Annotated in this window: 14 protein-coding genes; 8 read left to right on the top strand and 6 right to left on the bottom strand. The window is 44.8% G+C overall.

The features are described 5' to 3' along the window. Positions 1–19: 19 nt before the first annotated feature. The 6 genes from ACT8YW_RS10275 to rhaB form a co-directional block, all read right to left on the bottom strand. Positions 20–919, bottom strand: coding sequence for an AraC family transcriptional regulator (locus ACT8YW_RS10275; RefSeq protein WP_004310460.1), 900 nt, complete (start codon positions 917–919; stop codon positions 20–22). Between the two features lie 144 nt (positions 920–1,063). Continuing rightward, entirely contained in the window at positions 1,064–2,218 is a 1,155-nt protein-coding gene (gene fucO / locus ACT8YW_RS10270) for a lactaldehyde reductase (protein ID WP_444104847.1), read from the bottom strand. A 19-nt stretch (positions 2,219–2,237) separates the two neighbouring features. After that, positions 2,238–3,047 carry a rhamnulose-1-phosphate aldolase gene (gene rhaD / locus ACT8YW_RS10265; RefSeq protein ID WP_004299882.1) on the bottom strand — a complete coding sequence of 270 codons (810 nt, stop codon included), beginning with the start codon at positions 3,045–3,047 and terminating at the stop codon, positions 2,238–2,240. Between the two features lie 92 nt (positions 3,048–3,139). Further along, positions 3,140–4,159: an L-rhamnose/proton symporter RhaT gene (rhaT, locus tag ACT8YW_RS10260; protein WP_444104846.1), complete on the bottom strand. Its 1,020-nt coding sequence runs from the start codon at positions 4,157–4,159 to the stop codon at positions 3,140–3,142. Between the two features lie 3 nt (positions 4,160–4,162). After that, positions 4,163–5,419: an L-rhamnose isomerase gene (locus ACT8YW_RS10255; protein ID WP_008018351.1), complete on the bottom strand. Its 1,257-nt coding sequence runs from the start codon at positions 5,417–5,419 to the stop codon at positions 4,163–4,165. A 50-nt stretch (positions 5,420–5,469) separates the two neighbouring features. After that, entirely contained in the window at positions 5,470–6,927 is a 1,458-nt protein-coding gene (rhaB, locus tag ACT8YW_RS10250) for a rhamnulokinase (RefSeq protein ID WP_444104845.1), read from the bottom strand. Between the two features lie 235 nt (positions 6,928–7,162). Here rhaB and ACT8YW_RS10245 point away from each other — a divergent pair, with 235 nt between their 5' ends. The 8 genes from ACT8YW_RS10245 to ACT8YW_RS10210 all read left to right on the top strand — a co-directional run bounded on the left by ACT8YW_RS10245 (position 7,163) and on the right by ACT8YW_RS10210 (position 14,731). Continuing rightward, entirely contained in the window at positions 7,163–7,636 is a 474-nt protein-coding gene (locus ACT8YW_RS10245) for an arginine repressor (RefSeq protein ID WP_004310466.1), read from the top strand. A gap of 27 nt (positions 7,637–7,663) precedes the next feature. Further along, the gene (locus tag ACT8YW_RS10240; protein ID WP_004299851.1) at positions 7,664–8,242 is read left to right on the top strand and encodes a GNAT family N-acetyltransferase; all 579 of its coding nucleotides are present in this window, start codon (positions 7,664–7,666) and stop codon (positions 8,240–8,242) included. Between the two features lie 13 nt (positions 8,243–8,255). After that, on the top strand, positions 8,256–9,464 hold the full coding sequence (locus ACT8YW_RS10235; RefSeq protein ID WP_004310468.1) for an argininosuccinate synthase: 1,209 nt from the start codon (positions 8,256–8,258) through the stop codon (positions 9,462–9,464). After that, positions 9,461–10,429, top strand: a complete 969-nt coding sequence (gene argC, locus ACT8YW_RS10230; RefSeq protein ID WP_004313800.1) for an N-acetyl-gamma-glutamyl-phosphate reductase — start codon at positions 9,461–9,463, stop codon at positions 10,427–10,429. The genes ACT8YW_RS10235 and argC overlap by 4 nt, the downstream gene beginning before the upstream one ends. Positions 10,430–10,441: 12 nt before the next feature. Further along, entirely contained in the window at positions 10,442–11,563 is a 1,122-nt protein-coding gene (locus tag ACT8YW_RS10225) for an aspartate aminotransferase family protein (protein WP_444104844.1), read from the top strand. 136 nt (positions 11,564–11,699) lie between these two features. Continuing rightward, the gene (gene proC / locus ACT8YW_RS10220; RefSeq protein WP_004310476.1) at positions 11,700–12,473 is read left to right on the top strand and encodes a pyrroline-5-carboxylate reductase; all 774 of its coding nucleotides are present in this window, start codon (positions 11,700–11,702) and stop codon (positions 12,471–12,473) included. A gap of 40 nt (positions 12,474–12,513) precedes the next feature. Beyond that, positions 12,514–13,068 carry a helix-turn-helix domain-containing protein gene (locus tag ACT8YW_RS10215; protein WP_117809413.1) on the top strand — a complete coding sequence of 185 codons (555 nt, stop codon included), beginning with the start codon at positions 12,514–12,516 and terminating at the stop codon, positions 13,066–13,068. A 7-nt stretch (positions 13,069–13,075) separates the two neighbouring features. Further along, positions 13,076–14,731, top strand: coding sequence for an AMP-binding protein (locus ACT8YW_RS10210; RefSeq protein ID WP_008645207.1), 1,656 nt, complete (start codon positions 13,076–13,078; stop codon positions 14,729–14,731). Positions 14,732–14,872: the final 141 nt, after the last annotated feature.

Raw genomic sequence — 14,872 nt, 5'->3', positions numbered from 1 at the left:
ATATAGACTTCACCCTATTTTATTCTTCCCGTCCGAACGAACGATATTCCAACGGGGTAAGCCCAGTACGTTTCTTGAAAAAAGAGAAAAAATATTCGGTAGACTGGAAACCCAGAAAAAAAGAAATCTCTTTCACTGATTGGGAAGTTCCTACTAACATTTGTTTGGCTTTACGGAGTTTCAATTCCTGGAAATATTTGGCGGGAGCATAACCAGTATACTCCTTGAAAACACGTCGAAACCATGAATAACTGATGTTAAGCCGCATAGCCAACTCTTCCGGGTCCACATTGCCGGAAACATTTTCATTCATAATGATTTTTGCCTGTTCGATCTTCTGATCCACATCACTCATCTCGAAAACCTTATTCTTGGAGACGGAAAGAATCATCCCTATCATGTGGAGCACAATCCCGGAAAGATATTGTTGCGCGGAAATCTTATCCGCTTCGGCTACGGCAAGAGCACGGGAGAATAATGAGACTAACTCTTCATTAAGGCCTATTTCCAGTATTTGCTGTTCCTGCGACAAAAAAGCATCATCAACAATGGCGTCTATCATAGGCCCCTCGAAACCGATATAATATTCCGTCCAACCAGTCTGCCGCAACGGGCGATAAGTATGCCATTGTCCGGGAAACAATACCATCAGCCGACCTTTACAAACTTGCTTTTCAGAGGTAGAATCAGATGAAAACAAACCACGCCCCTTGGTGATATATACCAATTGATACTCACGAAGTACCCTTCCTTTTTCCGCATTAAAAAAGTAACCGGAGGGATGCTCTTTCAATGGATAAGGTGAATCAGGAGGGATAGACTGATAGCCGACGGTATTCACCCACAGCCCGAATTTACGGTCCATGTCATTTACAATCAGATATTTAAATTCCAATCCCAAACTATTATCCTCGATCATATCAGAGTGTTTTCATGTAATTGAGTTGGACAAAAATAGGAATTATTTTCAGAAAACACACGCAAGGGTATAAAAAAACATCCGGAGTGTACTTTCAAGTATCCCCGGATGTTTATATAAAAACAAACTTTACTATGACGAGATTTAGAATGCTTTATGATACAAGGCTTCAATATCTGCTACCGAAGTAGGACGAGGATTACCACCTGTGCAAACATCATTGAAAGCAGCTACAGCCAGTGCAGGAATATCTTCTTCCTTCACATTGATTTCATGTAATTTCTGCGGTATATTGATACTGGCAGAAAGTGCTTTCACTGCCTCAACAGCCGCTTTTACTCCCTCGGCTTCACTCATTCCGGTAGTGTCCACTCCCATTGCTTTCGCAATATGGATATATTTCGGAGCTGCCGGAGATTCAGCATTGTATTCCATCACATACGGCAACAATAAGGCATTGGCTACCCCATGAGGAGTATCATAGAACGCACCTAGCGGATGCGCCATTGAATGAACAATTCCTAAACCGACATTCGAGAATCCCATACCGGCAATATATTGTGCCTGTGACATTGCTTCGCGGGCTGCCACATCTTTACCATTATCCACAGCTGCTTTCAAGTTTTGAGCAATCATTTCAATGGCTTTCAATTCGAACATATCGCTCATTACCCAGGCACCCGGAGTGATATAACTTTCAATGGCATGAGTCAAAGCATCCATACCGGTAGCTGCAGTCAATCCTTTTGGCATTGAGTACATCAGTTCAGGGTCTACGATAGCTACGGCAGGAATGTCGTTCGGGTCTACGCAAACCATTTTCTTGCGGGCATCTTCATCAATAATCACATAATTGATCGTTACCTCGGCAGCTGTTCCGGCAGTAGTAGGCAGCGCGAAAGTAGGCACCGCTTTGTGTTTGGTATCGGCTACCCCTTCCAGAGATTTCACGTCTGCAAAATCCGGATTGTTCACAACAATACCGATTCCCTTGGCAGTATCGATGGAAGAACCGCCGCCCAAAGCAACGATAAAATCAGCTCCGGAAGCTTTGTATGCCGCCACACCGTTTTGTACATTTGCAATCGTAGGGTTCGCTTTTACATCACTATAAAGTTCGTAAGGAATCTGATTTTCATCAAATACTTTAATGATTTCGGCAGCTACACCAAACTTGATAAGATCTTTATCCGTTACAAAAAAGGCTTTCTTAAAGCCACGTCTGGCTGCTTCCACAGCAATGACACTACGGCATCCGGCACCGAAGTAAGAAGTTTCGTTTAAAATAATGCGATTCATAATTGTGCTATTTGTTGTTTTATTTAGGAAGATTGAAAGCAACTGACATTTCTTTCATCTGTTCCTGACTCATACCATCCGGTTCGAAGCCCATATTTTTAGCTGCGATATAAATCAGAGCCGACTTATTGAGTACATCAATCTGATCGAATGCCTGCATCGCATCGCAATCCACTGCAAATACACCATGTTTCTCCCACATCACCACATCGTAATCCTGCAATTCTTTGATGGTAGCTTCAGCCAATTCCACCGAACTAGGTAATTTATAAGGAATGATACCCAAACCACGCGGGCAGAATGCCTTTGTTTCAGGAATCATACTCCACAACAGATTGGTAGCCACATCTTTTTCCAGAAACTTCGGACAATGTGTCATGGCAATCAGTTCGATCGGGTGTGTGTGTACAGATGCTTTATAAGGAGAGTTTTTGCTCAACAGGTCATTGTGTACGCTCAAGTGAGAAGGCAATTCCGATGTCGGGGCTACGGCTTCATCCGCAATAATCACATAGCTGGCACAGTCATCCAGAATACGGATTACCGAACCATTTTCCATCGGCCAGCGGGCTAAATCACGCATGCGTTTATTAGTTCCCTTGCAGTAGAAATAGCAGCCTTTCAGATAAGGAAGAGTCACACCGATAGATTTTACTTCGCTGATCGGCTTCATCTGACGGATTTCATCGTCTACAAACTCTGTGATATTAACAGTGATATTACCACCATTACGTTCAGCCCATCCTTTCTGCCACAAGTATCCGGCAACTTCTGCTACCTTGTTTACTTCTTTGGCAAGTGCCGGACGATTCTCTAAAATTGATTTCATTATATATATATTTTAATTAGGCACGGATTACATGGATTTTGCCGCAAGTTATAAAAAAACTGCGTAATCCGTGTAATCCGTTCTTGATTTTTTTAAAACAAATTTGGGAATACTAAAGAGAAGATAAGTACGATCAGACCAGCTATCAGCACAGTTATGGTCTTGTTTGACACCCCTTTCCATTCTTTCAGAATTATTCCCCAAACATTACTAAAGGTTACGTTCAATGCCATCAGGATACACCAGGAGAAAGCCAGTAACACCGGGCTTTCGGTGAGGAAGCTCTTACCCATTTCCAATCCGAAAAACTGCATATACCATAGTACACCAGCCAACGCACAGAACACTAGATTATTGCCCCACACTTTTCCTTTAGCATAGTCACCCATCGTTTTGTTAACCACATTCTGTTGCAAACAGTAAGCTGTATTTGTCAGGAAGCCTCCAAGCGTAACCAGAAAGATAACCGGAAGACCGGCATAAAGCCCTTCCACTCCACCAGCCAAAGCGGCTTCTTTGATAGGTGTTCCTGCATCCAGTCCCAAAGCAAAGCAGGCACTCATGACACCAGCCAAAAGTGCAACCAGTAACCCTTTTGTCAATGCAAAGTCTTTTACGGCAGCACGTTTTTCTTCTTCACTCATGTTTTGTGCACGCAAGCTACCGGCATACCCGATAATAGCAATACCTGCCAACGTGATGCAAACACCCAACAAAAGAATCAGCCCGTTACCTTCAAACAAGTTTGTACCGGCAAAAAGAGCCGGAAGAAGGGTACCGAAACCGGCACAAGTACCCAGTGAGATACTCTGTCCGAGCGCAACACCCAAATAGCGCATGGAAAGTCCGAAAGTCAACCCTCCTACTCCCCACAATATACCATAAAAGATGCTCATTCCAGCACCTCCTGCTCCCCACAAATCGAACAAACTGCTCTCTTGGGGTACACCCAGTAGTGAACCCAGGAACGGGAACACTAACCAGGCAAATACACCTTGTATTAACCAGAAGCTTTCCCAGCTCCATTCTTTTACCTTTTTGATAGGTACATAAGAACTGGACTGGCAAAAGCTACCGATGGCTATAATCAATAAGCCGATTAAGATTTCCATAACTTATCGTTTAGAAGTTACTTCGGCTTCGTACTTTTCAATTTCTGCGATGAAATCTTCACCAACAGGAACATTGTTCTTCAAGCAGAACATATCCCAAACTGCATTCCAAGGAAGCGCCTTTTCTTCTTCGAGCAAAGCCAGACGTTGGAATCCCTGTCCGTTTGCTTCGTATTCGCGCAACTTGGCAATCGGTTCGAGCAAAGCACGAGTCATACATTTCTGTGCTGCACGACTACCGATTACGTATGCACCAATACGGTTGATAGATGCATCGAAGTAGTCAAGACCATAATGTACACGGTCCAAAGCACCGCAACGAACGATTTCGCTGAACAGTTCCATTGTCGGATCATCCATGATAGTAACGTGGTCTGAATCCCAACGAACCGGACGGCTCACGTGCAACATCAATTCAGGCACATAAAGCAACAGTGAAGATACTTTATCAGCTACACTTTCTGTTGGATGGAAGTGACCGGTATCCAGTGTAATCATCTTGTTACGAGAAGCACCATAACCGATATAGAAGTCATTAGAACCCACTGTATAGCTTTCCAGACCGATACCGAACACCTTAGATTCGATACAATCCTTCATATTCTTATATTCGGTAGCGAAGATCTGATCCAAAGAATCTTTCAGCAATGCACGATATTTCATACGATTTACCGTAATATCCTTGCTTCCGTCATGTACCCAAAGATTCATGATACACGGATCCCCCTGTGCCTTACCCATTTCTTCCGCAACGGCACGACAGCGTTTGGTATGTTCAATCCAGAACTGACGGATGCCTTCATCAGGATTAGAAAGAGACAAGTCACCTGATTTCGGATGAGAGAAAGAGGTAGAGTTGAAATCGAGCTTCATGTTATGTTCTTTACCCCATTCGATCCAGCTCTTGAAATGTTCCGGTTCTACTTGGTCACGGTCTACCACCTTACCCTGGAAATCTCCATAGATTTCGTGCAGGTTCAAACGATGAGTACCCGGAATATAAGAAGCAGCTTTCAAAATGTCAGCACGCAATTCATCAATATTACGAGCTTTGCCCGGATAATTACCGGTTGCCTGAATACCTCCGGTCAATGAGCCGGCCTGTACTTCAAATCCTGCAACGTCGTCAGCCTGCCAGCAGTGAAGTGACAGATGAAAATCCTGCATCGTTTTCAATACTTGTTCGGTGTCCACACCTACTGCTGCATAACGTTCCACAGCAATCTCATACGCTTTCTGAATCAGTTCTTCTTTTTTCATGATATTCTATTAGTTTAAATAAATGATTATTCTGTCGGTTATTCAATGTATTATCGAACGCAATTCTTAAAATGGATATAAGCCGCGTCCCAAGCTTCCGTATCTTGCGGCTGATAAGTTTTCAACGGGATAGAGCGGTTGATTAACTGGCGCATACCGGCAACATCCGTTGCTTCACCTGCTGCCATTGCCTGAATCATTACATTACCGATAGCTGTTGCTTCAGACGGACCGGCTATCACAGGAATTCCTATCGCATTAGCAGTAAACTGGTTCAACAGATCATTCCGGCTACCGCCGCCAATTACGTGCAATGTATCAATCGGACGGGGAGAAAGCGAACGTAAATTCTCCAATACCTGACGATAACGCAAAGCCAGACTTTCAAAAATACAACGCACCACTTGTCCACGTTTCTCGGGAACTGCTTGTCCGGTAGCCCGGCAATATTCAGCAATGGCTTTTTCCATATCCGCAGGATTCGCGAAACAGTCATCATCCGGATTAATCAGACTACGGAACGGTTCGCAAGCATCCGCCTCATTGATTAATTCAGGATAGCTTGTATCTCCCCAATTCAAACGACAACGTTCCAACAACCACATTCCACAGATATTCTTCAACAGACGGATGGTTCCTTCCACCCCGCCTTCATTGGTAAAGTTCAACGCTTCCGTTTCAGCATTAATCACCGGAGCATCCGTTTCAACTCCCATCAGTGACCAAGTCCCACTGCTCAAATAAGCAAAGTTGCGATCCAATGCCGGAACAGCAGCAACAGCAGAACCGGTATCATGGCCGGCTACCGCAATCACAGGAATTGCCCCCAGTCCGGTTATCTTTTGCACTTCTTTCGTCAATACTCCCACCTTTTCGCCGGGGAATACAAAACGTCCGAAATTCTTTTCACTCAAGCCGACTGCTTTCAACAACTCCGGTTCCAGACGACGTGTTTGAGCATTTACCAGCTGCGCTGTCGAAGCAATTGTATATTCCGTCACCATCTCTCCGGTCAGCATATAACTTAATGCATCCGGCATAAACAGAATTTTATCTGCCGCCTCCAATGCGCTGTCGTGATTGCGACGTAAAGTATCTAATTGAAAAAGTGAATTAAAATTCATAATCTGAATGCCCGTTTTGCCATAGACTTCACTACGCGAAATACGGGAGAAAAGAGCTTCCGGTGCACCTACCGTATGAGGATCACGGTACGCGTATGGCTGACGAAGCAGGTTACCATCTTTTCCGACGCATACAAAATCCACTCCCCAGGTATCAATACCGATAGAAGCAATGGATTCGCCACGATGAGCCACCAACTTCAATCCGTCAATAATATGACGATATAATGCATAAATATCCCAATAGAAATGTCCACCCACTTCAATCAGGTGGTTAGGAAAACGATTAATCTCTTCCAGATTTAATCCGCCTTCGATGAAAGTTCCTAAGATTGTACGGCCGCTCGTTGCGCCCAGGTCGACTGCAAAAAAGTTTTGTTTCATGGTATTCTGTCTATATATTTAAGGTATCCATTTACCTACATGGCAAAGATAGGCGATTCCCTCCTCCCTTTCCTTATGTATTTTGATTGAAAGGGTATACATTTTGACACAAAACAAAAAAGCAGGCTCTCACCGTTTAGCATATTTTTCACTTTTATGCAAAAAAACTTTGGTTTTATGCATATTTTCTCCAAAATAATGCATACTTTTGCGCCATTCTTAGAATAATTATACAATGAAGAAGAAAGCAAATCGGTTAGACGCCATCAAAATGATTATCTCAAGCAAGGAGGTCGGTTCGCAGGAAGAACTGCTGCAAGAGTTGAACCGCGAAGGCTTCGAACTGACACAGGCCACCCTCTCCCGCGACTTGAAACAATTGAAAGTAGCCAAGGCTGCCAGTATGAACGGAAAGTACGTATATGTACTGCCGAACAACATAATGTATAAACGTTCTACCGACCAGAGTGCCGGTGAAATGTTACGTAACAACGGATTTATCTCTTTGCAGTTTTCCGGTAACATTGCCGTTATCCGCACCCGTCCCGGTTATGCGAGCAGCATGGCGTATGACATCGACAACAATGAATTCAGTGAAATACTGGGAACCATTGCCGGTGACGATACAATCATGTTGGTGTTGCGTGAAGGAGTTGCCATCAGCAAAATACGTCAGCTTCTGTCACTCATCATTCCCAATATCGAATAATTATACCTATTATTATATAATAAAGAAATGGACACTCAACAAATAGATGTTATGGTAGCCGACGCCTCACATGAGGTTTACGTTGACACTATTTTGGAAACTATCAGAAATGCTGCCGCCGTACGAGGAACAGGAATTGCGGAACGCACACACGAATACGTAGCGACAAAGATGAAAGAAGGTAAGGCGATTATTGCTCTTTGTGGCGATACTTTTGCCGGATTCACCTACATCGAATCATGGGGAAACAAGCAATACGTGGCTACTTCCGGTCTGATCGTTCATCCCGATTTCCGTGGATTAGGACTGGCAAAACGTATTAAACAAGCTTCTTTCCAACTGGCACGTCTCCGATGGCCGAAAGCAAAAATATTCAGTCTGACCTCCGGAGCAGCTGTCATGAAGATGAACACCGAACTGGGTTATGTACCTGTCACCTTCAACGAACTGACAGACGATGAAGCTTTCTGGAAAGGATGCGAAGGATGTATCAACCATGATATTCTGGTAGCGAAAAACCGCAAGTTCTGCATCTGCACAGCCATGCTGTACGATCCGACAGAGCCGCGGAACATCAAAAAAGAACAAGAAAGAAATAACATTTAAAAGATACAGCACTATGGAAGAAAAGAAGAAAAAAGTAGTGGTGGCATTCAGCGGCGGACTGGACACATCGTTCACCGTCATGTACCTCGCCAAAGAAAAAGGTTACGAAGTATATGCAGCTTGTGCCAATACGGGTGGTTTCAGCGAAGAACAACTGAAAACAAACGAAGAAAACGCTTATAAACTGGGAGCAGTGAAATACGTGACGCTGGACGTTACCCAGGAATACTACGAAAAGAGCCTGAAATACATGGTTTTCGGAAATGTGCTGCGTAACGGTACTTATCCTATTTCTGTTAGTTCCGAACGTATTTTCCAGGCATTGGCCATCGCACGATATGCCAATGAAATCGGTGCGGATGCCATCGCACACGGTTCTACCGGAGCAGGCAATGACCAAATCCGTTTCGACATGACTTTCCTCGTACTGGCTCCCAATGTAGAAATCATCACATTGACCCGTGACATGGCATTGAGCCGTCAGGAAGAAATTGATTATCTGAACAAACATGGTTTCAGCGCGGACTTCACCAAACTGAAATACTCTTATAATGTAGGTTTGTGGGGTACTTCTATCTGTGGTGGCGAAATCCTCGACTCCGCGCAAGGACTCCCGGAAACAGCCTACCTCAAACATGTTGAAAAAGAAGGCAGCGAACAGCTTCGCCTGACTTTCGAAAAAGGGGAACTGAAAGCTGTCAACGACGAGAAGTTTGACGACCCGATCAAAGCCATCCAGAAAGTGGAAGAGATTGGTGCAGCATACGGTATCGGCCGTGATATGCACGTGGGTGATACAATTATCGGCATCAAAGGCCGTGTAGGATTCGAAGCAGCCGCCCCGATGTTGATTATCGGTGCCCATCGCTTCCTCGAGAAATATACATTGAGCAAATGGCAGCAATACTGGAAAGACCAGGTAGCCAACTGGTACGGTATGTTCCTCCACGAAAGCCAATACCTCGAACCGGTGATGCGTGACATCGAAGCGATGTTGCAGGAAAGCCAGCGTAACGTAAACGGTACGGCTATCCTCGAGCTTCGCCCTCTCTCCTTCTCTACCGTAGGTGTAGAATCGGAAGATGATCTGGTGAAGACTAAATTCGGAGAATACGGTGAAATGCAGAAAGGCTGGACAGCCGAAGACGCCAAAGGCTTTATCAAAGTCACTTCTACTCCGCTACGTGTTTACTATAATAACCACAAAGACGAAGAGATATGATTAAAGCAGGAATCATTGGTGGCGCAGGATATACAGCAGGCGAATTAATCCGTCTGCTGCTCAACCATCCGGAAACTGAAATCGTATTTATCAACAGCAGCAGTAATGCCGGAAACAGAATTACCGACGTACACGAAGGCTTGTATGGAGAAACAGATCTAAGATTCACCGACCAGTTACCTCTGGACGAAATCGACGTTCTCTTTTTCTGCACCGCCCACGGCGATACAAAGAAATTCATGGAAAGTCACAACATACCGGAAGACCTGAAGATTATCGACCTCTCGATGGACTACCGCATTATGAGTGACGACCACGACTTTATCTACGGCCTGCCGGAACTGAACCGCCGTGCCACTTGTACGGCAAAGCACGTAGCCAATCCCGGCTGTTTTGCAACCTGCATCCAGCTCGGTTTACTTCCGCTTGCCAAGAATCTGATGCTGACGGATGATGTAATGGTAAATGCCATTACAGGAAGTACGGGAGCCGGAGTGAAACCGGGTGCTACCAGTCATTTCAGTTGGAGAAACAACAATATGAGTGTGTACAAAGCATTCGAGCACCAGCATGTTCCGGAAATCAAGCAATCACTGAAACAGCTGCAAAACAGTTTCGATGCGGAGATCGACTTCATTCCATACCGTGGCGATTTCGCTCGTGGTATCTTTGCAACGATGGTAGTCAAAACCAAAGTAGCACTGGAAGAAATCGTTCGTATGTATGAGGAATATTATGCAAAAGACTCCTTTGTACACATCGTAGACAAGAATATTGACTTGAAACAAGTCGTTAATACTAATAAGTGCCTGATACATCTGGAGAAACACGGTGACAAACTATTGATTATCTCTTGTATCGACAATTTGCTGAAAGGCGCCAGCGGACAAGCGGTTCATAACATGAACCTGATGTTCAATCTGGAAGAAACCGTAGGACTACGTCTGAAGCCTTCAGCGTTTTAAAAACAAAGAATTATGAAATTATTCGACGTATATCCTTTATATAACATCAACATTGTCAAGGGCGACAGTTGCAAAGTATGGGATGAGAACGGAACGGAATATCTGGATCTCTACGGAGGTCATGCCGTTATCTCTATCGGACATGCACACCCTCACTATACAGCAATGATCAGTAACCAGGTGGCTAAACTTGGTTTCTACTCAAACTCCGTCATCAACAAGCTCCAACAAGAGGTAGCCGAACGACTGGGCAAGATTTCCGGTTACGAAGACTACAGCCTGTTCCTGATTAACAGTGGGGCCGAAGCGAACGAAAATGCCTTGAAGCTGGCTTCCTTCTATAACGGACGTACCAAAATCGTATCTTTCAACAAGGCATTTCACGGACGGACGTCTCTGGCGGTAGAAGCGACTCACAATCCTTCCATTATCGCCCCTATCAACAATAACGGTCATGTCACCTATCTCCCGCTCAACGATATGGAAGCGATGAAACAGGAACTGTCTAAAGGCGACACATGTGCTGTTATCATTGAAGGAATACAAGGGGTAGGCGGCATCAAGATACCGACCACCGAATTTATGCAGGAACTCCGCAAAGCTTGCAGCGAAACAGGAACGATCCTGATTCTCGATGAAATTCAGAGCGGATACGGACGTAGCGGTAAATTCTTCGCCCATCAATATAATGACATCAAGCCGGACATCATCACTGTAGCCAAAGGTATCGGCAACGGTTTCCCGATGGCAGGTGTCCTAATCAGCCCGATGTTTAAACCGATATATGGTCAATTGGGAACTACCTTCGGCGGAAACCATCTGGCATGCTCGGCAGCACTCGCTGTGATGGACGTCATTGAGCAAGAAAATCTGATAGAAAACGCAAAGGTAGTAGGTAACTACTTACTGGAAGAACTGAAGAAATTCCCGCAAATAAAAGAGGTACGCGGACGCGGACTCATGATCGGACTCGAATTCGAAGAACCCATCAAAGAACTACGTAGCCGCCTCATCTATGACGAGCATGTATTTACCGGAGCAAGCGGTACGAATGTACTTCGCCTGTTACCTCCTCTTTGCCTTAGTATGGAGGAAGCGGAAGACTTCCTTGCCCGGTTCAAGAAAGTACTCTAATCGCTCATTTGATTAATAAACAGCCAACGATAAAAGCAGCCTTTATTAGAAATTTATTTCTTATTCCGGCTGCTTTTTGTTTTTTCGTAATTAACTGTTACCTTTGCCTTTAACAACTCATTAAAAATAAGCGTATATGAAAATAGCCATTATCGGTGCAGGAAACATGGGCGGTTCAATAGCCCGTGGCCTGGCAAAAGGAAGTCTGATAGACGATTCGGACATCATTGTGTCCAATCCGAGTGCCGGAAAACTAGAGAAACTGAAAAAGGAATTTCCGGGTATCTCTATCACCAACAGCAATGTGGAAGCTGCCACAGGCGCAGATATTGTCATCCTTGCTGTCAAACCGTGGTTTATGGAACCGGTGATGCGCGAATTGAAACTGAAAAGCAAACAGATACTCATCTCCGTAGCTGCCGGCATCAGTTTTGAAGAACTGGCTCATTACGTCGTAGCACCGGAAATGGCCATGTTCCGCCTGATTCCGAACACCGCTATCAGCGAACTGGAAAGTATGACGCTTGTTGCCGCCCGCAATACGAACGATGAACAAGACAAATTCATCCTCCGGTTGTTCAGCGAGATGGGAACCGTGATGCTTATTCCCGAAGATAAAATAGCGGCAGCCACCGCATTGACCTCCTGCGGCATCGCTTACGTATTGAAATACGTTCAGGCAGCCATGCAAGCCGGAATCGAAATGGGACTTCGTCCCAAAGATGCCATGCAGATGATAGCACAATCCTTAAAAGGAGCAGCCGCACTGATTCAGAACAATGACACCCACCCCAGCGTAGAAATCGACAAGGTTACCACCCCGGGCGGAATCACAATCAAGGGGATCAATGAACTGGAACACAACGGATTCACCTCCGCTATCATCAAAGCCATGAAAGCCTCCAAATAATACCATAGAATTATTAATCATAAAAATACGAACCACTTGTATGAATGAACAAATTAAACAAATCGCAGAACGCCTCCGCGGATTACGTGAAGTACTGGAACTGACCGCAGAGGATATCGCCCGCGACAGCGACATCTCTGCCGAAGAATACCGACTTGCAGAAACCGGAAACTGCGATATCTCTGTCAGCATGTTACAAAAAATAGCCCGCACGTATAATATAGCTCTCGACGCCCTGATGTTTGGCGAAGAGCCTAAAATGAGCAGCTACTTCGTGACCCGTGCCGGCAAAGGAGTCAGCATCGAACGTACCAAAGCTTATAAATACCAATCACTGGCTTCAGGATTCATGAACCGTACCGCCGACCCGTTCATCGTCACTGTTGAACCGAAAGCAAACGACGAACCAATCCATTATAACCAACATAACGGACAAGAATTCAACCTTGTCATCGAAGGACGTATGCTTATCAACATCGAAGGTAAAGAAATCATCCTCAACCAAGGCGACAGTATCTATTTTAACTCTAAACTTCCACATGGCATGAAAGCGCTCGATGGCAAAACGGTACGTTTTCTGGCAGTAATTATGTAATAACATCATGGTAGAAAGATTTTTATCACAGACCTCTTTCAGTTCACAAGAGGATTTTATCAAAAACTTGAAAATAAACGTCCCGGAGAACTTCAACTTCGGCTATGACGTAGTAGACGCCTGGGCTGCCGAACAACCTGACAAGAACGCTTTACTTTGGACAAATGACAAAGGCGAAAGTCGCCAATTCTCATTTGCCGACATGAAACGATCTACGGACATGACCGCTTCTTACTTCCAGAGCCTGGGTATCGGCCGTGGCGACATGGTGATGCTGATTCTGAAACGCCGTTATGAGTTCTGGTATAGCACCATCGCTCTTCACAAACTAGGAGCAACCGTTATTCCGGCTACTCACTTGCTGACCAAGAAGGATATTATCTATCGCTGCAACGCTGCCGACATCAAAATGATCGTAGCTGCCGGCGAAGGAATCATCCTGCAACATATCAAAGATGCTCTTCCCGAATGTCCCACGGTTGAAAAGTTAGTCAGTGTCGGTCCGGAAATCCCGGAAGGCTTCGAAGATTTCCATCAGGGTATCGAAAATGCTGCTCCGTTTGTACGTCCGCGCCATGCGAACACTAACGACGACATCTCTCTGATGTATTTTACTTCCGGCACTACCGGCGAACCTAAGATGGTGGCACATGACTTTACTTATCCGTTAGGTCATATCGTTACCGGTAGTTTTTGGCACAACCTGGACGAGAACAGTCTTCACCTCACCATTGCCGATACCGGCTGGGGAAAAGCAGTATGGGGAAAACTTTACGGACAATGGATTGCCGGAGCCAATATCTTCGTCTACGACCACGAGAAGTTTACCCCGGCAGCTATTCTGGAAAAAATCCAGGAATATCATGTCACTTCCCTCTGTGCACCTCCTACCATCTTCCGGTTCTTGATTCACGAAGACCTGACAAAGTTTGATTTATCTTCACTAAAATACTGCACCATTGCCGGAGAAGCATTGAACCCCGCTGTATTTGAAACTTTCAAGAAACTGACGGGTATCAAACTGATGGAAGGTTTCGGACAAACAGAAACAACCCTCACCATCGCCACTATGCCTTGGATGGAACCGAAACCGGGAAGCATGGGGCTGCCGAATCCTCAATATGATGTAGACTTGATCGACCATGAAGGTCGCTCTGTTGAAGCGGGTGAACAAGGACAAATTGTAATCCGCACCAGCAAAGGTAAACCTCTCGGACTTTTCAAAGAATACTACCGGGATGCGGAACGCACTCACGAAGCTTGGCACGATGGTATTTATTACACCGGCGATGTTGCCTGGAAAGACGAGGATGGCTACCTTTGGTTTGTCGGTCGTGCAGACGACGTAATCAAGAGTTCCGGTTACCGCATCGGCCCATTCGAAGTGGAAAGTGCGTTGATGACTCATCCGGCTGTTGTGGAATGTGCTATTACCGGAGTACCCGACGAAATTCGCGGCCAGGTAGTAAAAGCTACGATTGTTCTATCCAAAGATTATAAAGCACGTGCAGGAGAAGAACTGATTAAGGAATTACAGAATCATGTAAAGAAAGTGACTGCTCCTTATAAATATCCACGCGTGATTGAGTTCGTAGAAGAGCTACCTAAGACAATCAGTGGTAAGATCCGCCGGGTGGAGATTCGCGAAAACGATAAGAAATAAGTAAAAAAGCACCTATTTATCGATAAAATCCTCCTTCACTTGTCTTTTGGCAACCGAAGGAGGATTTCTTATATGAATCATACTACAAACTGGTCAATTAATACAAATCCTGATTCAATGAATCATTTGTATACTATATAT

The organism is Bacteroides sp., assembly GCF_052357945.1.
Taxonomy (GTDB): domain Bacteria; phylum Bacteroidota; class Bacteroidia; order Bacteroidales; family Bacteroidaceae; genus Bacteroides.
This window is presented reverse-complemented; position numbering and strand designations above follow the sequence as displayed.